The following is a 22090-nucleotide window of genomic DNA, read 5'->3' as shown; positions in this document are numbered from 1 at the left end:
GTTAAATTTTCGTTTTGATGGCAGTGATGCCCGTCACATTTTTGGCCATTCGCCCTGTTCAGCTTAGTGCAGGACACGTTTCGCACCGGTGTAGTGGTCTTTCCAATAGGGGCCGTCGAGTGAGTCCAGGCGGACCGTGCCACCGGTGGTGGGGGCATGTACGAAGCGCCCTTCGCCGACGTAAATGCCCACATGGGACACGTTGCCGCGGCTGCCGAAGAACACCAGGTCGCCGGACGCGAGCCGCTTGGGTTCGATCTTCGGCCCCTGTATGGCCGCCAGGTCGCGCGAGGTCCGCGGCAGCTTGAGATCGAGCATCTCGCGGTAGACATACGTGACCAGGCCGCTGCAGTCGAAACCGGATTCGGGGGTGTTGCCGCCGTAACGGTACGGGGTGCCGACCAGGCCGATGGCGCGCATCAGCACGGCGTTGGCGGCCTGCGGGTCGTTGGGGCTGACGCTGGGCCAGACCTGGGTGGAGGCCGGCGGCGGGGCGGGCCGGGTGGTCTTGCCGCCGCCACAGGCGGACAGCGCGGCGGCGCAGATCAGCACCAGGGCCAGGCGAAGGTTCGGGCGGGTTGCGGGCGAAACTGGCGTCAGCTGCATGATGTCCGGATAATGCGCCACCTCAGAAGGCCGTCATGATGGCGGCGTATCCGGTGGGCCACAACCCTCCTCACCCGTCTGCCCCGGCAGCCTCCAGCAAGAGTTGCGCATGAAGATCGAGAAGAACAGCGTCGTCCGTTTCCACTACACCGTGTCCGAGCAGGGCCAGGAACCGATCGAGAGCTCCAAGGACCGTGATCCGCTGGCGATCCTGATCGGCCACGGCAACATCATTCCGGGCCTGGAAAACGCCATGATGGACAAGGAAGCCGGCGCCAGCTTCGAGGTCGACGTCAAGGCGGCCGATGCCTACGGCGAGCGCCGCGAGGGTCTGACCCAGCGCGTGCCGAAGAAGCATTTCGGTACCAGCAAGCTGATTCCGGGCCAGCAGGTGGTGCTGCAGACCAACTTCGGCCCGCGCGCGGTGACCGTTGAGAAGGTCGGCATGAGCGTGGTGGACGTGGATCTGAACCACCCGATGGCCGGCAAGGACCTGCACTTCTCGGTGGAGATCGTGGACGTGCGTGAAGCGGCGGCCGAGGAGCTGGAGCACGGTCACGTGCACGGCGACGGTGGTCACCAGCACTGAGGCCAAGCGCCCTGGTGTGATGGAACGGCTCGCCTTGGCGGGCCGTTTTTTTTGGGGGCTTCACCGGCGCGGTTGTGTAGTGGCGACCTGCAAGTGCGGTTCCGTCTTCGTCTGGGCGGGTGGCGCGCGTTGGGGCCCCCTTTGTGGCTGGCAGGCGCCTTGGCAAATGTCCCCCGGCCACCGCCGGGCGGCGACGGCCTCCTCCTTTACTTTGCCCAGTCGCCTGCCAGCCACAAAGGGGGCTCGGCTTCGGAACGCAACTGTAAAACCCGGCGCTTCTGCGGCGCCCAGTGCTCTCTACACGCGGGCCCCGATGCCCTTGCGGGCGAAGTAAAGGAGGAGGGGACGGCCGCAGGCCGGCGCCGGGGGACATTCGCCGGCAAGGGCATCGGGGCCCGCGTACCCGACCCACCTACAGCGCCGCGCTGTTGCTTCGGATTTGGCCCGCACGCGTGGCCCGATGCAGCGGCATAATGGCCGCCCTGGTCCGCGGATAGTCTGTGAACGCTGCTTCTTTCCCCCTGCAGCCGGTGGATGCCGGCGACCGCATCACGGTCATGGACATCCTGCGCGGGGTCGCGCTGCTGGGCATCCTGCTGATGAACATGGAGGCGTTCAGCGGGCCGCTGGACCTGGCCTTTACCGGTATCGATCCGCATTGGCACGGTCTGGACTACGTGACCGACGCGCTCATCTACGTGTTGGTGCAGGGCAAGTTCTTCACCCTGTTCTCGCTGCTGTTCGGCGCGGGCTTTGCGATCATGGCCCAGCGCGCCGAGGTTGCACGCCGCGACTTCACCCCGTTCTACGTGCGCCGCAGTGTGGCACTGCTGCTGATCGGCCTGTGCCATGCGGTGCTGGTCTGGTCCGGTGACATCCTGGTGATGTACGCGATGCTGTCGATGCCACTGCTGGCCTTCCGCGAAGCGCCCACGCGCTGGCTGCCGGCAATGGGCGTGGTCTGTTACCTGAGCGCGGCGGCGTTGATGGTCCTGCTCGGGCTGACGATCGGGGGCACCCTGCCTGTGGAAGATGGCGGTGTGCCATTGCGCGATGCGCTGGCCAACGTCGGCAGTACGGTGGAACTGCAGCGGCAGGCGTACGGCCATGGCAGCTGGGCCGATGCGGTGGGACAGCGCCTGCGTGATCTGGGGGCCAGTCTGTCGGCGATCCTGATCATCGGGCCGGAAGTGCTGGGCATGTTCCTGATCGGCAGCTGGTTTGCACGCAGCGGCGCGCTGGCAACGCCAGTGCGTTTCGAGCGGCTGTATCGACGGCTGCGCTGGGGCGCGCTGCCGATCGGCCTGGTGCTGATGCTGGTGAGCGCGTGCTGGGTGCCTTACGTGGCACCGGGCAGTTTCAGTGCCGCCAGCGGCATGGCCTATGCGCTGTCGTCGGTGGCCGGGCTGTTGATGTGCCTGGGCTACCTGGGCTGGATCGTGCATCTGCGCGCGCACCTGGCATGGCTGGCGCCGATGGGGCGGATGGCGTTGACCCACTACATCGGCCAGTCGCTGGTGTGCACGTGGCTGTTCTACGGGTATGGCCTGGGCGCGTTCGAGAGCATGCCGCGGTTCTGGCAGGTGCCCTTCGCGCTGGCAGTGTTCGCGCTGCAGGTGGTGATCAGCCATGTCTGGTTGCGTCACTTCCGCTTTGGTCCGTTGGAGTGGATCTGGCGCGCACTGACCTATGGCCGGTGGCCACCCCTGCGGCGATCGGTGGCGCAGGCCTGAGCATGCACGGGCGCGCGCAGGATGTGCTGGTGGTCGGCGCCGGTGCGATCGGCTTGACCACCGCGCTGGCCTTGAGCGAGGCCGGCCGTTCGGTGCGGGTACTGGAGGCCGGCCGGATCGGCGCGGCCACCTCGCACGGCAACTGCGGCACCATCACCCCCAGCCACGCGCCCCCGCTGGCGGCACCGGGTGTTCCGTGGCGCGCACTGCAGTGGATGCTGTCGCCGCAGGCACCGCTGTATATCCCGCCGCGGCTGGATCCGGCGCTGTGGCGTTGGTTGTTCCAGTTCGCCCGGCGCTGCAACGCACACGACTGGTTGCACAGCACCCGCAGCCGCGCGGCCCTGCTCAACGACTCACGGCGTCGGTTGGGCGAGTGGGTGCAGCGCTACGCGCTCGACTGCGAGTTCCAGACGCAGGGCCTGGACTATGTGTTCCGCGATCCGCGCAATTTCGAGCGGCATGCGGCCGAGTGTGTCGCGCTTGATGCGCTGGGGATCGCGACGCGGATCGAAGACGGTGCGGACTACAGTCGCCAGCATCCGGCGTTCCGCGAGGGGCTGGCCGGTGCGATCCACTTTCCCGGCGATGCCCAGCTGCGCCCCGACCTTTTCACTGCCGCGCTCGCGCGCGTGCTGCAGCAGCGCGGGGTGATCATCGAAGAGGAGTGCCGGGTGTTGTCATTGCACCCGCAGGAGGGCGGGGTGAGCGTGCAGACCACGCACGGGGTGCGCCGCGCCAGCGACCTGCTGTTGGGCACAGGGCCGTGGTCGCCGCAATGGGGCCGACAACTGGGCCTGCGCATTCCGATCCAGCCCGGCAAAGGCTATTCGCTGACCTATGCGCGGCCGGTGCAGGTGCCTCGGCGTCCGGTGGTGCTCAAGGACCATTCGGTGTTCGTGATCGCCTGGGAGCAGTCGCTGCGGCTGGGCGGCACCATGGAATTCTGCGGTCGCGACCCACGCCTTACCGCGACGCGGTTGCGCGCGCTGGATGCCGCCGCCGCGTTGTATCTGCACCACCCACGTGGCCCCGTTCTGCAGGAACAGTGGTGTGGCTGGCGTCCGATGAGCGTGGACGATCTGCCGCTGCTGGGCCGTGTTCCGGCGCATCCTCACGTCTGGCTCGCGGCCGGGCATGGCATGCTCGGGATCAGCATGAGCGTGGGCACCGGACAGTTGATGGCCGACCTGATCACCGGCACGCCGCCGGCGCTGGATCCTGCCCCTTACCGAGTTGAGCGATTCCAATGACAACGCATTACGACTATGACTTGATCGTGCTGGGCGGTGGCTCCGGCGGCCTGGCAGCGGCCTTCCGCGCTGCGCAGCATGGCCAGCGGGTGGCGATGCTGGAGCCCGGCGAACTGGGCGGCACCTGCGTCAATGTCGGCTGCGTGCCGAAGAAGGCGATGTGGTTGGCCGCCGACCTGGCCGAGCGGATCGGGCTGGCCGCGGCGATGGGCTTCGATGTGCCCGTACGCCCGGCACTGGACTGGAAGGAACTGGTGGTGCATCGCCAGGCCTATATCGCCAATATCCACGCCAGCTACCTCAAGCGTCTGGATGCCAGCGGCATCGTGCGGGTACCGCGCAAGGGGCGGCTGGTGGACGCGCACACCGTGGAGTGCAGCGATGGCGTGCAGATCAGCGCGACGCACGTGCTGATCGCCACCGGCGCACACCCGCAGCGGCCGGATATTCCCGGTGCCGAGCTGGGTTCGGTGTCGGATGATTTCTTCAACCTGTGCAGCGCGCCGGCGCACGTGGCGATCGTCGGCGGGGGCTACATCGCAGTGGAGCTGGCGGGCCTGTTGCAGGCATTGGGCAGCCGGGTCACGCTGCTGGTGCGCGGCGAGCGCCTGCTGGAACGCTTCGATGCGGAACTGACCGCGCAGCTCACCGACAACCTGCGCCATCAAGGCGTGCAGCTGCATTTCAACTACCGCCTGCGCGAGCTGCGTCGCGAGGGTGAGGCGCTGATCGCCCACGGCGATGAGGGCCCACATGAAACACGCTTCGACACGCTGTTCTTCGCCACCGGCCGTCGCGGCAACAGCGCCGGACTGGGGTTGGAAGCACTGGGCATCGTGGTCGGCGAGAAGGGCGAGGTCGAGGTCGATGCATGGCAGGCCACGGCGGTCCCCAGCGTGTATGCACTGGGCGATATCGCCGGCAAGGTCGGGCTGACCCCGGTGGCGATCGCCGCCGCGCGCACGTTGATGGATCGCCTGTTCGGTGGAAAAACGCAGGCGAAGATGGACTATGAGAATGTGGCCAGCGTGGTGTTCTCGCATCCGGCGCTCGGCGCGGTAGGGTTGAGCGAGGAACAGGCGCGTGAGCGCCACGGCGATGTGCGCGTGTACCGCAGCAATTTCCGTCCCATGCTGCAGGCACTCGCCGACGGCACCCAGCGCAGCCTGTTCAAGCTGGTCTGCGTGGGCGAGGAGGAACGCGTGGTCGGCGTGCATCTGCTTGGCGATGCCGCCGACGAGATCCTGCAGGGCTTCGCCGTCGCGGTGAAGCTGGGCGTGACCAAGGCACAGCTGGACGACACCGTCGCCATCCACCCGACCTCGGCAGAAGAAGTGGTACTGATGCGCTGAAGGCGCAGCAACGGCCCGCGTCTAGCCCATGCGACAATAGCGATCCCACCCTTGACCCGGCCGCCCCGCGCGGCCGTGTGCCGTCCTGATGTCGTCCCCAGCGCCTGCCCACCTCGCCACGTCCTCCGCCCGTATCGCTGCCGGTGGCATCGCGCTGGCCGCGATCGGCGCGGTTGCCGCATCCGGCAAGGCCGTCATCGTGAAACTGGCGTATCGGCACGGGGTGGATGCCACCACGCTGCTGGCGCTGCGCATGCTGATGGCCTTTCCCTTGTTCGCACTGCTGGCGGTGTGGTCGGCGCGGCGCGCCACGGCGTTGTCCTGGGCGGACCGGGGCCGGGTGGTGTGGCTGGGGTTTACCGGCTACTACCTGTCCAGCCTGCTGGACTTCCAGGGCCTGCAGTACATCAGCGTCACCCTGGAGCGGCTGATCCTGTATCTCAATCCGACCCTGGTGCTGTTGATCAGCCTGGTGCTGCTGAAAAAGCGGCCGGGACGCTGGCAGTTGGCCGCACTCGGGCTCAGCTATCTGGGCGTACTGCTCGCCTTCGGGCATGACCTGCAGCTGGAGGGCGGGCGCATCGTGCTCGGCAGCGCGTTGGTGTTCGCCAGTGCGCTCAGCTATGCGCTGTACCTGTTCGGCAGCGGCCAGGTGGTGGCCAGGATCGGTGCGATCCGCTTGACCGCCTATGCCAGCTGTGTGGCCTGCGTGCTGTGCGTGGCGCACTTCGCCGTGCTGCATCCGTGGTCGGTGCTGGTGAGCGCGCCGACGCCGGTGTACACCCTGTCCCTGATCAACGCGACGGTGTGCACGGTGTTGCCGGTGATGGCGATCATGCTGGCGGTGAAGCGGATCGGCTCGTCGCTGGCCGCCCAGGTCGGTATGCTCGGCCCGGTATCCACCATCGTGATGAGTCTATGGCTGCTCGACGAACCCATGGGCCCCTGGCAGATCCTGGGGACGGCGCTGGTGCTGGTCGGCGTGCTGCTGGTCAGCCGCGTTCGCGCGTGAAGGCAACGCCGCTGGCATCGCCGGAAGACGCGGCCGCACAGGCGCGCGAACGCATCCTGGCGGTGATCCGGGCCATTCCGCGCGGGCAGGTGATGGGCTATGGACAGGTGGCGGCCAAGGCCGGCCTGCCGGGCCGCGCACGGCTGACGGCGCGGGTGCTGGGCCAGAACGAAGACCCGGACCTGCCCTGGCACCGGGTGCTGCGCTCGGACGGGCGCATTGCCATGCCGGAAGGTTCCCATGGCTGGCGCGAGCAGAGCCAGCGGCTGCGAGCCGAAGGCGTGGCGATCGAGCGCGGTCGGGTCAAGCAGATGCCGCGCAGCCGCGCCGACGACCTGGACGCGGCGGTGTGGGGGCCGGGCTGAGCGGGCCGCGCATGCCCCTGCCAGCCAGGGCAGGGCGCTGCGGCTATGATGGGTGCAGTTCCATAGGATGCCCTCATGTTCCCGCGACTGCCCACTGTCACCAAGGCGCTGCTGATCGCCAACATCGTGCTGTTCGTGCTGCAGCAGCCGTTCCTGCTCGGCAACAGCACGTTTGAACCCTTCATGCTGCAACCGCTGCGGGGCGACTTCGATGCGTTCTCGCCGGGCGGCAATTTCCAGCCCTGGCAGCTGCTGACCTACGGTTTCCTGCATGGCAGCTTCATGCACCTGTTCTTCAACATGTTCGCGCTGTTCATGTTCGGCGCGCCGTTGGAGCAGACCTGGGGCGAGAAGCGCTTTCTGACCTATTACCTGGTGTGCGTGGCCGGCGCCGGCCTGTGCCAGCTGCTGGTGGGCACGATGCTGGTGGATCCGGCCACGGTGCTGGGCGCCTCTGGTGGCGTGTTCGGCCTGCTGCTGGCCTACGGCATGCTGTTCCCGAACCAGCGGGTGATGCTGCTGTTCCCGCCGATCCCGATGAAGGCACGCACCTTCGTGATCCTGTTCGGCGTGATGGAACTGGTGTTCGGTGCCACCGGCTGGCAGCCGGGCGTGGCGCACTTCGCGCACCTGGGTGGCATGTTGTTCGGCTGGCTGCTGATCCGCTACTGGCGCGGGCAGTCGCCGTTCAACAAGCGCCGCCCGCCGGGTGGGCCACGGCCGAACCATCTGCGCCGGGTGAAGTAGCCCTGGCGCACGCATGAAGATCCTCATTCTGGGCGGCTACGGCGTGTTCGGCGGACGCCTGGCCGAACTGCTGGCGGATCTTCCCGCGCTGGAGCTGCTCATCTGCGGCCGCAACCTGGATGCCGCCACTGCCTTCTGCAGCGCGTATGCAGGTGCCGCGTCAGTACGCCCACTGACCGTGGATCGCCAGCAGATCGAACCGGTGCTGGCGGCCGAGCGACCGGATCTGCTGGTGGATGCCTCCGGTCCGTTCCAGGACTATGGCGATCGTCCTTACAGCGTGATCGACGCCTGCATCGCGGCGGGCGTGGATTACCTGGATTTCGCCGACGCCGCCGATTTCGTGTTCGGCGTGGCGCAGTTCGACACGCGCGCCAACGCCGCCAATGTGTTCGTCCTGTCCGGGGTCAGCAGTTTCCCGGTGCTTACCGCGGCGGTGCTGCGTGCGATGGCGCAGCACATGGACATCGTGACGGTGCAGGGCGGTATCGCGCCGTCGCCCTATGCCGGCATCGGCCTGAACGTGATGCGCGCGGTGGTCGGCTATGCCGGTTCACCGGTGAAGCTGCAGCGCAACGGTGCGCGCGGGCACGGCCTGGGCCTGGCCGAAAGCCTGCGCTACACCATCGCCGTGCCGGGGAAGGTACCGCTGCGCAACCTGCATTTCTCGCTGGTCGATGTGCCCGACCTGCAGGTGATTCCGCCCGAGCACCCGCAGCTGACCGATATCTGGATGGGGGCCGGCCCGGTGCCGGAGGTGCTGCATCGCATCCTCAACCTGCTGGCCAAGGCACGCGCGCAGCTGCACCTGCCATCGCTGGTGCCGTTGTCACGGGTGTTCTACACGGTGCTCAACCGGATGAAGTTCGGTGAGCACCGCGGCGGAATGTTCATCCGCGCCACCGGTACCCGTGCGGGTGTGCCGGTGGAACAGAGCTGGCATCTGCTCGCCGAGGGCGACGATGGCCCCTACATTCCTTCGATGGCGATCGAATCGGTGGTACGCAAACTGCTGACGGGCGAGCGACCTGCACCGGGCGCACGCGCGGCCACCCGCGCGCTGGAACTGTCCGACTACGATCGCCTGTTCGCGGGTCGTTCGATCCACACCGGCTTCCGCCGCGAGATGCCCGACGCCGCGCTATATAAGCAGGTGCTCGGAACGGCATTCGATGCGCTGCCCGCGCAGGTGCAGGCGCTGCATGCCGCGCCGCAGCCGTGCCGGTGGACGGGCACGGCCGAGGTGAGACGGGGGCGCGGGCTGCTGTCGCGAATCGTCGGCGGCGTGATTGGATTCCCGCCGGCGGGACGCGATGTACCGGTCACGGTTGCCTTCTCGCCGGAGGCGGGTGGCGAGCGCTGGAGCCGCGATTTCGCCGGACGTACCTTCTCGTCATGGCAACGGCGCGGGCAGGGCAGGAACGCGCACCTGCTGGTGGAGCGCTTCGGCATCGTGGATATCGCGCTGGCGCTGGTGGTCGAACAGGACCGGCTGCTGCTGGTGCCGCGGCGCTGGTCCTGCCTGGGCATCCCGTTGCCGAGGGCACTGATGCCGGGCGGGTGCACCTTCGAGACCGAACGCGATGGACGCTTCGTCTTCAACGTCGAAATCGCCGCGCCGCTCATCGGCCTGATCGCCGCCTACCAGGGCACCCTGCAACCGCAAGGCTGACCCAACGCGCGCGCCTGACCCAGCAGAAGACGGCACTTGCACTTGCCCTTTGCCAAAAAGAAGGGCGCCTCATGGGCGCCCTTCCTGACTAACACTTTCGGGTGGGACTCAACGCCAGACCTTGATCTGGTCGTTCTCCACGCGCTGCATCGGCTGGCCCGGCTTGCAGCTGAAGGTCGCGCCGAAGGCCGGCAGGTTCGACAGTGCACCGTTGGTGCGCCAGCGGCCCGGAGCCAGGATGTCCGAGCTCAAGCGCTGCGCCGCTTCATTCGGCGACAGCTGCTGCGCCCACAGGCTGGCCCAGGCGCGGAAGAAGCCCTGCTGGGCCGCCGGCTTGGCGTTGGGTTCTACCGCCTTGTAGGCCTCCCAGGCGAGTTCCAACCCAGCCAGATCGGCCAGGTTCTCTTCGCGGGTCAGCTCGCCGTTGACCTTGGCACCCTTCACACCCGGGAAGTCGTAGCTGCCGTACTGCGCCGCGACGCGGTTGCCGAACAGCGTCCAGGCGGTCTTGTCGGCCGGGGTCCACCAGCTGCGCAGCTCGCCCTTGGCATCCACCAGCGCGCCCTTGGCGTCGATGGCGCGGGTCAGCTCGTGCGCGACCAGCGCGCCGTAGCTGCCGAACTTGTCGGCGGTATCACCCTTGGCATTGAACACCGGGCCCTGCAGCACCGCGGCGGTGACGATCAGGCGGTTCTGCGCGATGTCATACGCCAGCGCAGGCTGCTGCGGCAGCACGTCCCAGCGACGGTCGGCATTGCCCTTGCCGATGCGCTTCATTTCTTCGCGATGGCGCCAGGTGGAGGCGATCAGCATGTTGCCGCCGAAGCTGCCACGGCCCATCGGCTGCACGGTGTAATCCAGATCGCGCAGCGGGGTGCCGATCTCGATCTTCAGCGCGGCCAGCTTGGCCTGCGCCTCGGTCTTGGCCTCGGCGCTCATCCAGGTGCTGCGCTTGACTGCATCGATCTGCACTTCGCGGATCTTGTCGACGATCAGCGCAGCCTGGCGGCGGTCATCGGCGGACAGGTGCCTGGCGGCGTATTCGCGGCCGAGCATCGGGCCGGCGGCGACGTTGATCGCATCCAGGGTCTGCTCCCAGCGCGCCGGGGCGATGGTCTCGCCACGGATCACGCGGCCACGGAATTCAAACTCCGCATCGCGGTAGGCCTTGGACAGGTACGGCGCCATGGCATCACCCACGCGCCAGCGCAGGTAGGCCTTCCACTGGTCCGGCTTGATCCGGGTGACCATGCCGTCGAGCTGCTTGAACAGGGCCGGGTCGGACAGCGAGACCAGGTCGTCGTTGACGCCCTGCACCTTGAGGAACGCATCCAGCTGCAGGTTGCGGTAGCGGCTGTTGAGGTCCTTGGTGGAAATCGGTGCGTAGTTGTTGAACGGGTTGTTGATCCCGGCCAGCGACTGCGCGTTGCGTGCCAGTTCGGTTTCCAGTGCGATCACCGCCTGCGACTCGGCGTCCAGCTTGGCGGCCGGGGTGCCGGTCAGCGCCAGGATCTGCTTGACGTAGTTGCGGTAGCGGCCCATCAGCGCAACGGTGTCGGCATCGGTACGGGTGTAGAACGCCGGGTCCGGCAGGCCCATGCCGCCCTGCATGAAGTAGCCGATGTGGCGGTCCAGCGCCTTGAGGTCGACGTCCGGGGCGAAGTTGAAGGCCACCGGGATGCCGACCTGATGCAGCGCGGCGATCGAGGCCGGGACGTCCTTGGCCTTCTTGATCGCGTTGATGCGGGTCAGCAGCGGGGCGATCGGATTGGAACCGTCGGCCTCCACCGCCGCTTCATCCAGGCCGCTGGCCCAGAAGTCGCCCAGCAGCTTCTGCACGTTGCCCTGCGGTGCCTTCATCGACGCATCCAGCAGCTCGCGCTGCTGTACGCGGGTACGCTCGGCCAGCTGCCCCAGCGCGGTGGTGGCACCGGTCTGCGGCACCGGGTTGGCCTTGAGCCAGGTGGCGTTGGTGGCATCGTAGAAGTCGCTGCACTGCGCACTGACCGCCGGCGCACGGCCGGCTTTCTTCTTCGGTGCGGCGTGCGCGTCGTTGGCAATGACCAGGGAGGCCAGGCTCAGGCCCAGGGCGATGGCGAGCGGACGGAAGTTGGGCATGTAAAGCAAATCCATCGAGGATTGAAGATCGCGCGAGTGTACCAAGCAAAGCGAAAAGAGCGTGATGGAGGGCGGTGCAGCGCGGCTCGCGAGCCCAAGAAACAAAGGTTCTTCTCCCATCTGCGGGAGAGGTCCACGGTGCATTTTCCCCGTGTAGGGCCCTGCGGTGCAGGTGGCTGGGGCGCGGGCCCCGCTGCTCGCCTCACACCCGGAACGAAACCGCTGCTGTTGATCTGGGCGTGAGACGCCCCTCCAATGGGATAAAAAGCAAAGGCCCGGGATATCCCGGGCCTTTGCCTGCATCGGATCACGCGGTAACGCGAAGGCTTACCAGATCACTACCTGCTGGTCGCCGGCGCGGACCATCGGCGAGCCGGCCTTGCACTGGAAGGCCGCGGCGAAGGTCGGCAGGTTCGACGGCGCGCCCATCGCGCGGAACTGCGCCGGGGCGTGCGGATCGGTGGCCAGGCGGACCTTGGCGTTCTCCGGGGTGTACTTGGTGCGCCACACGGTGGCCCAGTTGAAGTAGAAGCGCTGATCGCGGGTGAAGCCGTCGACCTTCGGATCTTCCTTGCCGGCCGAGGCCTTCTGCAGCGCATCGTAGGCCGTGGCGACACCACCCAGATCGGCGATGTTCTCGCCCAGGGTCAGCTTGCCGTTGACGGCCTGGCCGTCCACCTTGTAACCGTCGAACTGCTTGACCAGCTTGCCGGTCAGGCCGCTGAAGTTCTTGGTGTCGGCGGCGGTCCACCAGTTCTCGAAGTTGCCGGTCGGCCCGAAACGGCTGCCCTGGTCGTCGTAACCATGGGTCATTTCGTGGCCGATCACCGCACCGATGCCGCCGTAGTTGAGCGCGTCGTCGGCCTTGGGATCGAAGAACGGCGGCTGCAGGATGGCGGCCGGGAACACGATCTCGTTCTGCAGCGGGTTGTAGTAGGCATTGACGGTCTGCGGGGTCATGCCCCACTCGGTCTTGTCCACCGGCTTGCCGATCTTGGACAGGGCCCACTTGTAGTTGAATGCGTTGGCCGCACGCACGTTGCCCAGGTAGCTGTCGCGACCGGTGGTCAGGCCGTTCCAGTCACGCCACTTGTCCGGGTAGCCGATCTTGGGGGTGAAGGTTTCCCACTTGGCGATCGCCTTGGCCTTGGTCTCATCGCTCATCCAGGTCAGGCCCTGGATGCGCTCCTTGAGCGCGGCGGCCAGGTTCTTGACCAGCTCTTCCATCTTGGCCTTGGCTTCCGGGGAGAAGGCGACCTTCACGTACAGCTGGCCGAATGCATCGCCGGCATCGCTTTCGATGGTGCCCAGCACGCGCTTCCAGCGCGGCTTCTGTTCCTTCTGGCCGTTCAGGGTCTTGCCGTAGAAGGCGTAGTTCTCATCCACGAAGGCGTCGCTCAGGTACGGCGAGGCGCCATCGACGGTGTGGAAGCGCAGGTAGGCGCGCCACACCGACGGGTCGGTGTCGCCCAGCGCCTTGCTCACTTCCTGGTGGAAGGAGGGAATGGCCAGCGAGAACTTCTCCGGTGCCGCAACGCCCTGGGCTTCGAAGAACTTGCTCCAGCTGAAGTTCGGGGTCAGCGTGTCGGCATCGGCGACCGAGACCGGGTTGTAGTACAGCGAGACATCGCGCGAGAGCTCGACGCTGGACTTGGAGGCCTTGGCCAGGCGGGTTTCGAACTTGACCACGTCGGCGGCCTGCTTGGCCGCATCGGCTGCAGCCACGCCGGACAGTTCCAGCACCTTGGCCACGTGCGCTTCGTACGCCTTGAGCTTGTCGGCGTTCTTGGCGTCGGTGTAGTAGGTGGTATCCGGCAGGCCCAGGCCGCCCTGGCTGGCGTAGGCCATGTTCATGCTGGAGTTCTTGAAGTCCGCTTCCGGACCGAAGCCGAACAGCACGTTCTCGCCCTTGGCGGCGCTGCTGCGCAGGTAGTCGGCAACGGCGTCCTTGTTCTGCAGCGCGTCGATCGCGGCCAGGTCGGCCTTCAGCGGCTCGATGCCCTGGGCGTTGATCTTGGCCTCGTCCATGCCGGTGGCCCAGAAGTCGCCGACGATCTTCTCGATGCCGTTCGGGTTCTTGACCGCCGCGACCTGCTCGGCGAGCTGGTGCTGCACGGCAACCGAGCGCTCGTCGAGGATGGTGAAGGCGCCCCAGCTGGTGCGGTCGGCCGGGATTTCATTGGCGGCCAGCCACTTGCTGTTGACGTAGTCGCCGAACGCGCTGCAGGCGTCCAGGCTGGCATCCAGGTCGGACGGGTGGAACGCGTTGTAGGCGGGCAGCTTGCCTTCGTCCAGCGTGTAGTTGGTGGCAGCAGCGGCAGCCGGGGCGGCGGTGGAGGCCGCGCTGTCCGTCGCCGGGGTTTCGTTCTTGCCGCAGCCGACCAGCGCGGCCGAAACGGCCAGGGTCAGCAGAACAATCTTGGGAGTGCGAGCGATCACGTGTATGGCCTCCAGGCCGAAAAGTCTTGCGTGGGCGTGCCCCCAGCGGGGCCTTGGGCCAGACGATACGCCGCTGGCCCGGCCTGCAAGGGTGTCGAAGGTCATGGCCGGGTGCAAGGGGGGCGGTGGTACCCGTGAAAAAGCAGACCCGGCAAAGGCCGGGTCTGCGGGGGGGCTTCCGGTCCTGACGGATCAGAACTTGTAGGTGGCACCCATGTACATGTAGCGGCCGATGTTGTCATACATCGCCGAACCCACGTCCGAACCGAAGTAGTTCACCGGCGGATCCTTGTCGAACACGTTGTCCATGCCCAGGTAGACGTCGATCTTGTTGCCCGGGAAGCGGTAGCCCGCCTGGAAGCTGTGGTACACGAACGAGCCGTTGCGGATCGGGCTGGTCTGGCCCGGGTTGGACTGGTAGCTCTTGGGCTGCACGCGCAGGTTGCTGCTGACGTAGTTCAGGTCCCACGAAGCACGCCACTGGCCCAGCGCGTACTTGGTCTGCAGGGCACCACGCCAGCGCGGGTCGGTCACCCAGGTGACGTTCTCGTCGTACTCGTTGGGGAAGTCCTGGAAGGCCCATTCACGCGACTGCAGCAGACGGGTACCGACCAGGCGGACCACGGTGTCGCCCTCGGCGATCTTGAAGCGATAGTCCATTTCCAGATCCACGCCGACGCGGCGCGAACGGGCCAGATTCTCGTTCAGCGCAACCCAGCGGCTGATCGAATGTTCCGGGAACGTGCGGCCGCCAGCATCGGTCTTGCCGCCGGCCGGGGCACGCTCGATGAAGCCGCAGAACTTGTTGTTGATGCCCCCCGGGGAATCCACGCAACGGGTCGCATTGGTCTGCGCGGAGACCGCACCGATCGCGTCCTTCAGGCTGATCCACCAGTAGTCGACGGACATGCCGAAGCCTTCCAGGAACTCCGGCTGCCAGACGAAGCCGTAGGTGAAGCTGCGTGCGCGTTCCGGCTTCAGGTCCGGGTTGCCGCCGCTGACGCCCGGACGGGTTGCGGTGTAGGTGTCGATCCAGCCCACCGGTACGCCCATCGCCGTGCAGTTGGCCTGGCGCAGCGCCGGGTCGGCCGCCGTGCTGGGACGGTTGGAGTTGGTCCCCAGGTAGTTGCAGGGGTCGTTGACGGTGGCGAAGTTCTCGCTCTGCGGGTTGTACAGCTCACCGATGCTCGGTGCGCGCACCGCCTGGGACAAGGTGCCGCGGGCACGCAGGCTGGGGATGATGGTCCAGTCCAGGCCCACCTTCCAGGTGGTGGTCTTGCCGATGCTGCTGTAGTCCGACCAGCGGCCGGCAGCATCCATGGTCAGGTTGTAGATGCCGGGAATGTCGGCCAACAGCGGCACCGTGGTTTCCACGAACACTTCACGCACGTCGTACTTGCCCATGCGGTTGGGAATGGCGTTGAGGAAGGTCAGGCCCTGTGCCGCCAGCGGATCGGTGATTTCGCGGCTCTTTTCGCGGCGGTACTCGACACCGGCGGCGACACCGACGTCACCGGCCGGCAGGCTGAACAGCGAACCATTGGCCAGCGAGGCGCTGAACACCGACTGCTGCAGGCGCGAGTAGTTGAACGAATCGACGTTCATCCAGTTGCGGGCGGCCTCGGTGACTGCGCCGTTGCCGAACACCGAGAACGGCACGCAGCCTTCGCGTGCGAACTGGGAGTACACGCGGTTGCCGTTGTTCGGGTTGGTCGCCAGCGGATTGAGGGTGGTACGGCAGACAATCTTGCCGCTGGCCGGGTCGACCACGGTGTCCAGACCGGCCTGCCAACGCTCGTTGATGCGGTTGTTGAGGTTCCAGCGCTTGACTTCGCTCTGGCCCCAGTTGCCGTACACGTCGTAGGTCCAGTTCTCGGTCAGATTGCCTTCCAGGCCGAGCACGAAGCGCTGGGTATTGCGTTCCACGTGCTCACCGCGCTGGCCGGCATCCACGTTGAAGCGGCTCAGGGTCAGCTGGGTGGCGCCATTGGCGGCCATCAGCGCACGCAGCTGCGGGCTGACGTAGGCGTTGTCACGCTGGATGCGCAGGGTCTGGTCGAACGACGGCTGGGCCAGGAAGTCCGATTCGGTCTCGGTGTACTTGCCTTCGAAGTACAGGCGGTGGTTGTCGCTCAGGTCGAAGTTGACGACCGTGTTGACGCTCTTGCGGTCGAACGCCGGCTGCAGGTCGGCCACCGAGTTGAGGTCGGCGAAGTCGCAGTTGGTGCAGCTGGTGGTGCTGGGCATCAAGCCGTCATAACGCTGCGGGCGGTAGGTGCCGTCCGGGTTGAACTGGTAACGGTTGCCCCAGGTGGCCTTGTTGGCGGGCGAGAAGGCACCCAGGGTGAAGGTACCGCCGAAGGAGATGGAGTGGTTGCCACCCGGACCGTTGAGGATGGTTTCCGGGTTGCTTTCGCTGGACGGCCGGCTGCGGTCGTAGTTCGGATTCGGTACCGAGACCAGGAATTCCTTGCCGATCGCGCGGTCGCTACGCACGAAACGGTCCTGCTTGCTGTATTCCAGTGCGATGGCGGCGTTGCCGCGGCCATTGGCGAAATCGGTGCCGGCCGAGGCGCTGACGAACGAGCGGTTGAAGCCGCCCTCATCGGCCATGCCGGTCTGGGCGCGGACTTCAGCGCCGTCGAAGGACTTCTTCATGATGAAGTTGACCACGCCGGCCACGGCATCGGCGCCATACACGGCCGAGGCACCACCGGTGATCACTTCAACGCGCTCGATCCATTCCACCGGGATGGTGTTGACGTCGACCGCGGCCGAACCGGAGGTCGCGCCGACATGGCGGCGGCCATTGACCAGCACCAGCGTGCGCGAGGTGCCCATGCCACGCAGATCCATCAGGCCCACACCGGCGGTGCCGATGAAGCGGGTGGAGTTGCCCAGCGTATAGGTCGGGGTCAGTGCCGGCAGGCGGGTCATCAGGTCGCCGATGTTGTTGGCGCCGGTGGCACGGATTTCCTCGGCGGTGATCGCTGTCACCGGGGAGGGCGTCACAAAGCCGGTACGCGCGATGCGCGAGCCGGTCACGGTGACCTTGTCCAGGTCGATCGCGTCGGCCGGTGCGGCGCTCTGTGCGAAGGCCGGTGCTGCGCTGGCAGCCAGCAGGCCGACAAGCAGGGCGGAGGTCAACGGGTGGCGCAGCGGACGGGTGTGGTGGTTGGTCATCTCGATGGATCCCCTGATCAAGTAGTTCGGCCTGTTCCATTGCGGCCGTTTTGGTGTAGTTCAGAGTCCGTTCTGAATTCACCCAAACCTAACATGGGCTTAACGAGAAGTGCATATTGCATGGGGCTATATGAACGAAAATCCACCTGCCTTGTCAATAAAGTGCAATAAATACAAGGCCTTGCCCATGTTCATGCGTTTTCGACAGGATCTTTATGAGTGGTGCATGAATGCGGGTATTGGTCTCAATTTGCGCGATGAGTGATTTCACCGGGTGTCAGGCTGCATGCCGGGAAGGGGTGAGACGATCAGCGGCGGGTCGGTGTATACATCGGCCATGGGAAAATTCTCTGCGCAGACCTGGGATGCGGTCATCATTGGTGGTGGCCACAACGGACTGGTCTGCGCCGCCTATCTGGCCCGTGCCGGACGCCGTGTGCTGGTACTGGAGCGCCGTGGCGTGGTTGGCGGAGCGGCGGTCACCGAGGAGTTCCATCCCGGTTTCCGCAACTCGGTGGCGTCCTATACGGTCTCGCTGCTGCAGCCCAAGGTGATCACCGACCTTGATCTGGCCGCGCACGGACTACGCGTGGTGCCGCGCCGGATCAACAATTTCCTGCCGTTGGACGATGGGCAGTACCTGCTGGCCGGCAACGGCATCACCCAGGCCGAAGTTGCACGATTCTCGACGCGCGATGCCGAGCGTCTGCCGCTGTACGAGCAGCGGCTGGGTGTGTTCGCCGATGTGCTCCGGGCCGTGGCGCTGCAGCCGCCGCCCAATGTCACCGAGGGCGGCTGGCTGCAGATGCTCCCCGAGTTGTGGCGGGCCGGGCGGCTGGGGCGGCAACTGCATGCGCTGTCGCCGGCGCTGCGCCAGGAACTGCTGGATCTGTTCACGATCTCCGCCGCCGAATATCTGGAGCGTTGGTTTGAAAGTGAGCCGATCAAGGCCTTGTTCGGCTTCGACGGCATCGTCGGCAACTACGCCAGCCCGTATGCGCCGGGTACGGCCTACGTGCTGCTGCACCACGCGTTTGGCGAGAGCAATGGAGTGAAGGGGGCCTGGGGGCATGCGATTGGCGGTATGGGCGCGATCACCCAGGCGATGGCGCGCTCGGCGCAGGCCGCGGGCGCGCACATCCACACGGATGCCGGGGTGCGCCAGGTGCTGGTCGAGGCGGGGCAGGTGGTAGGTGTGGAGACGCTGGCCGGCGAGCAGATCCGTGCCCGCGCGGTGGTCGCCAACGTCAACCCCAAGCTGCTCTACGAACAGTTGCTGGCGCCGGAACAGGTGCCGGCGCCTACCCGGGAGCGGATGGCGAACTGGCGCTGTGGATCCGGTACGTTCCGCATGAACGTGGCACTGTCGGAACTTCCGGCGTTCACCGTGTTGCCGCAGCCCGGCGACCACCTCACCGCCGGGATCATCATTGCGCCATCGCTGGCGTACATGGACCGCGCCTGGTCGGATGCGCGCACGCATGGGTGGTCGCAGCAGCCGGTGGTGGAGCTGCTGATACCCAGCACGCTGGATGACACCCTGGCACCGCCCGGCCAGCACGTGGCCAGCCTGTTCTGCCAGCACGTGGCGCCGCAGCTTTCCGACGGGCGCAGCTGGGATGACCATCGTGAGGAAGTGGCCGACCTGATGATCGCCACGGTGGATCGGCATGCGCCCGGATTCGCCGCGTCGGTACTGGAGCGGCAGGTGCTCAGTCCGCTGGACCTGGAGCGTACCTTCGGCTTGATCGGCGGCGACATCTTCCACGGTGCACTCAGCCTCAATCAGCTGTTCAGTGCACGCCCGATGCTGGGTCAGGCGCACTATCGCGGTGCGCTGCCGGGATTGTATCTGTGCGGTGCGGGCACCCATCCAGGGGGCGGTGTGACCGGTGCGCCGGGGCACAACGCGGCCAAGGTCATCCTGGGCGATTGAGCGGGGCCGGCGAGCGGCGTCTCCAAGGCGTAGCCGGTATGGGTAACAGGCCGCTACAAACAAAAAGGGGCGGCATCGCTGCCGCCCCTCATCTGTTCTACGTCCGCATTGCGATCAGAAGCGATACTTCAAGCGCACGAACGGCGTACGCCCGTAGTAGTCGTACTGGGTGGCAAACGGATGGGTGTTGCCGTAACGGGTGGAAATGACGCCAGTGGAAACCAGCGGCGGCTTTGCGTTGAATACATTCGATACGCCCGCCAGGATTTCCCAGTCCGCCTGCTCATAGCTGATCGATGCGGTGTGGTAAACGCGCGATTCGGCGGTGATGTCGCGATAGGAATTCGGACGCCCCTGGTAGGTGAACTTCTCGTCCAGATCCTTGTTCTTGGTCTCTGCGATGTACTGGGCCAGCCAGTTGTAGGTCCAGTCGCCTCGGGTCAGGCTCAGGCCGAGGTTGCCAACCAGGTCCGGACGGCCGATGTAACCCAGCTGGTCGGAGGCCGACAGGCCGCTGGCTTCGGCGGTATCAAAGAGCTGCGCGACATCCTCGACCGTGTAGGTAACCTGCGAATCGAGCTCGAACTTGCCGAAGCTGAACTCCTTCTCCCAGTTCACCGTCATGTCCCAGCCGCGGGTGCGCTGCTGGTTGATGTTCAGGTACTGCGCGTAGATCTCCGTGATCATGTTCGCATCCGGACCGGTGGTCGGGTTGCGCTTCATCAGGTCGCAGTAGCGGTTCGGGTAGGTGGAGGAGGAGTAGCAGCCGCTGACGATGTCGTCGGCACCCAGCGCCGTGATCTGCCCCATGATCTTGTAGTCGAAGTAATCGATCGCGATGCTCAGATCGGTGAACGACGGCGTGAAGACGATACCTGCGCTCTTGGCGCGCGAGGTTTCCGGCTTCAGCTGGCCCGCGCCGCCGCTGGTGAACACCGTGGCACTGGAGCCGGCACCGGTATAGGTGTCGGGAATGCCGGCAGCGCCGCAGTTGGCGCGGAGGTTGGTGTTGTTGCTCTCACCCCAGCGGATGCAGGGATCGATCGCGGTCTGGCTCTGGAAGCCGGTCTGGTTGCCCAGATACAGCTCGTACAGGCCCGGGGCCCGGTAAGAGGTGCCCAACGTACCGCGCAGACGCAGCGACGGGATGATCTGCCAGTTCAGGCCGAACTTCCACACCTTGTCGCTGCCATCGACCGAGTCATACTTGAAGATACGGCCCGATGCGTTGGCCGTCAGCGACTCGATGCCGGTGACGCCCTTGATCAGCGGGATATCCAGTTCGAGGAAGGCTTCCTTGACCTTGTCTTCGCCCTTGGTCACATCGGCGGTCGAAGCGCCCCACAGATCCTTGTATGCCGCGCCCGGCTGGTCGTTGATCTTGTAGTTGCGGTACTCCAGGCCAATCGCGGTGCCCAGCGGGCCGGCCGGCAAGTCGAACAGTTCACCGGTGAATACGGCATTGATGGTGGTCTGGTCGTAGGTGGTCTTGCCTGTGGCCATGATGCCCAGGATATCGACCAGCTCATCGACCTTGGAGCCATTCAGGTAGCCCGGGTCGAAGTAGTTCGCCGCCGGCGTCTCACCCGCGTCCGGATTGGTCAGGTCGCCGGTGATCGAGTTGCGGATGCCCAGGCTGCTGTACTTGCCACTGGAGCGGCTGTAATTCGCATTGACTTCCCAGCCCCACGAATCGGTGCCCTTGAACATGCCGTCCAGCTTGTTGGCGAAGTAGAAGTAGTCAACGTCGACGCTGGAGGACGACTTGAACGGCATCACCGGCTGCGCGTAGCCATTGGTCGTGCCGGGTGCTTCCACCACCGGGAAGAACTGGCGCCACTGGAAGTTCTCGGTCTTGCGGTTGTTGTAAAGGAACTGGGTCTTCCAGTTGAACGAATCGAAGCCGAAATCAGTGGCCAGATACGCGGACTTGCGCTCCTGGCGGTTGATGATGTGACCCTTGCCCCACGCTGCGAAATTGTTCGGTTCCTGGTAGAACGCCACCGGATTGCCGTTGGCGTAGGTCTGGTTGGCGCGCGGCCGATAACCCGGGAACGGGCCGACAGTGCTGCCATCAGCCGAAGGCACGTAGCGGATCGGGGAGTCGTACTCATCGATCACGTTGTGCAGCATGTTGGTGCAGCCGCCCAGCTCGGTGCCGGCGAGGATCGAGCGATCCTGACGGTCGATACGGTTGCCATCGGCATCCTTGATCAGGTCCTGGCTGCATTTGAAGAAGTCGCGATCGCCACGGGTCAGTTCGTTCTGCCGATACCATTCGACAGCGGCGACGACACTGCCGCGTTCAAAGGTCCAGCCATTGGCCAGTGAGCCGGCGAACACTTCGCCGCCGCCCTCGGTGGGCACGCGACCGGTCACGACGAGTTCCGGGCGTTCGAAATTCTTCTTGGTGATCAGGTTGACGACACCTGCCACGGCATCGGAGCCGTAAATGGAGGACGAGCCATCCTTCACGATCTCGGCGCGCTGGAGGATCGCGGTCGGCAGCACGTTGAGATCGAACGCGCCAACGGCACCTCGTGTACCGGCAGGGCCGGGGCGCTGGCCATCAAGCAGGATCAGGGTGCGATTGGCACCCAGGCCACGCAGCGAGAAGGTCTGGACGCCGGTGCCGCCGTCCACCACGTAACCACCGAACTGATTGGTGATCTGGGTTTCAGACGCGCCGATCGCGGAGCGCTGCAGGAATTCGCCGATGTTCACCTGACCCTGCGCGGCATTGCGCTCGGTGTCGATGGTGAAGATGGGGGAGGCGGTCTCGTAGTCCGCTCGGCGGATGAGCGAGCCGGTGACGGTTACCTTGTCAAGGTCAGTGGCGCGCTGGGTGCCGCTGGAGGTGCTTGACGCCGCCGCTTCCTGCTGTGTTGATTCCTGGGCCAGGGCCGGCACTGCCTGCAGACATGCGAGAACTGCGAGGGCTAGCGGAAGGCGGCTTGGCGAAATGAGGCGGTTTTCGATGCGCATGCTGTTGGATCCCCGTTTGTTATGCTTCGGTTAACCGAGTCTATGTGCGTAAAAATGTAAATGCAATATGAACATCGTAGAAATTTAATGTTGCGGTGTT

The 22090-nt window shown here is 65.8% G+C and carries 14 protein-coding genes; 9 read left to right on the top strand and 5 right to left on the bottom strand.

Annotated features, from left to right (window positions below; genetic code table 11):
- Window positions 1-63: 63 nt before the first annotated feature.
- Complete coding sequence (locus tag AC3IPM_RS13610) at window positions 64-606, bottom strand: C40 family peptidase (protein ID WP_489300455.1); 543 nt, start codon at window positions 604-606, stop codon at window positions 64-66.
- Window positions 607-715: 109 nt separating this feature from the next.
- Here AC3IPM_RS13610 and AC3IPM_RS13605 point away from each other — a divergent pair, with 109 nt between their 5' ends.
- From AC3IPM_RS13605 to AC3IPM_RS13570, 8 genes are all read left to right on the top strand, one after another.
- A complete protein-coding gene (locus tag AC3IPM_RS13605) occupies window positions 716-1195 on the top strand; it encodes an FKBP-type peptidyl-prolyl cis-trans isomerase (RefSeq protein ID WP_489300454.1) in 480 nt (159 codons plus the stop codon).
- 557 nt (window positions 1196-1752) lie between these two features.
- Window positions 1753-2928, top strand: a complete 1176-nt coding sequence (locus tag AC3IPM_RS13600; RefSeq protein WP_489304147.1) for a DUF418 domain-containing protein — start codon at window positions 1753-1755, stop codon at window positions 2926-2928.
- Between the two features lie 2 nt (window positions 2929-2930).
- The gene (locus tag AC3IPM_RS13595) at window positions 2931-4181 is read left to right on the top strand and encodes an NAD(P)/FAD-dependent oxidoreductase (RefSeq protein ID WP_489304145.1); all 1251 of its coding nucleotides are present in this window, start codon (window positions 2931-2933) and stop codon (window positions 4179-4181) included.
- The gene (gene gorA, locus AC3IPM_RS13590) at window positions 4178-5533 is read left to right on the top strand and encodes a glutathione-disulfide reductase (protein ID WP_489300453.1); all 1356 of its coding nucleotides are present in this window, start codon (window positions 4178-4180) and stop codon (window positions 5531-5533) included. The genes AC3IPM_RS13595 and gorA overlap by 4 nt, the downstream gene beginning before the upstream one ends.
- 88 nt (window positions 5534-5621) lie before the next feature.
- A complete protein-coding gene (locus AC3IPM_RS13585) occupies window positions 5622-6545 on the top strand; it encodes a DMT family transporter (protein ID WP_489300452.1) in 924 nt (307 codons plus the stop codon).
- The gene (locus AC3IPM_RS13580; RefSeq protein WP_489300451.1) at window positions 6542-6910 is read left to right on the top strand and encodes an MGMT family protein; all 369 of its coding nucleotides are present in this window, start codon (window positions 6542-6544) and stop codon (window positions 6908-6910) included. The genes AC3IPM_RS13585 and AC3IPM_RS13580 overlap by 4 nt, the downstream gene beginning before the upstream one ends.
- A gap of 75 nt (window positions 6911-6985) precedes the next feature.
- Window positions 6986-7657, top strand: coding sequence for a rhomboid family intramembrane serine protease (locus tag AC3IPM_RS13575; RefSeq protein WP_489300450.1), 672 nt, complete (start codon window positions 6986-6988; stop codon window positions 7655-7657).
- A 13-nt stretch (window positions 7658-7670) separates the two neighbouring features.
- Window positions 7671-9329: a saccharopine dehydrogenase family protein gene (locus tag AC3IPM_RS13570; RefSeq protein WP_489300449.1), complete on the top strand. Its 1659-nt coding sequence runs from the start codon at window positions 7671-7673 to the stop codon at window positions 9327-9329.
- A 108-nt stretch (window positions 9330-9437) separates the two neighbouring features.
- On the opposite strand, the gene AC3IPM_RS13565 is transcribed toward AC3IPM_RS13570, so the two are convergent.
- From AC3IPM_RS13565 to AC3IPM_RS13555, 3 genes are all read right to left on the bottom strand, one after another.
- Window positions 9438-11447, bottom strand: coding sequence for a M13 family metallopeptidase (locus AC3IPM_RS13565; protein ID WP_489300448.1), 2010 nt, complete (start codon window positions 11445-11447; stop codon window positions 9438-9440).
- Window positions 11448-11774: 327 nt separating this feature from the next.
- Window positions 11775-13883, bottom strand: coding sequence for a M13 family metallopeptidase (locus AC3IPM_RS13560; RefSeq protein ID WP_489304143.1), 2109 nt, complete (start codon window positions 13881-13883; stop codon window positions 11775-11777).
- A gap of 195 nt (window positions 13884-14078) precedes the next feature.
- Window positions 14079-17069, bottom strand: a complete 2991-nt coding sequence (locus AC3IPM_RS13555) for a TonB-dependent receptor plug domain-containing protein (protein WP_489300447.1) — start codon at window positions 17067-17069, stop codon at window positions 14079-14081.
- A gap of 337 nt (window positions 17070-17406) precedes the next feature.
- Between AC3IPM_RS13555 and AC3IPM_RS13550 the strand changes: the two genes are divergently transcribed.
- Window positions 17407-19005, top strand: a complete 1599-nt coding sequence (locus AC3IPM_RS13550; protein ID WP_489300446.1) for a phytoene desaturase family protein — start codon at window positions 17407-17409, stop codon at window positions 19003-19005.
- A gap of 114 nt (window positions 19006-19119) precedes the next feature.
- Here the strand turns inward: AC3IPM_RS13550 and AC3IPM_RS13545 are convergent, their stop codons facing one another.
- Complete coding sequence (locus AC3IPM_RS13545) at window positions 19120-21990, bottom strand: TonB-dependent receptor plug domain-containing protein (RefSeq protein ID WP_489300444.1); 2871 nt, start codon at window positions 21988-21990, stop codon at window positions 19120-19122.
- Window positions 21991-22090 lie beyond the last annotated feature (100 nt).

It is taken from the genome of Stenotrophomonas sp. GL_111 (assembly GCF_057835245.1).
Note: the sequence above shows the minus strand (reverse complement) of the source record. Positions and strands in the feature narration are given on the sequence as shown.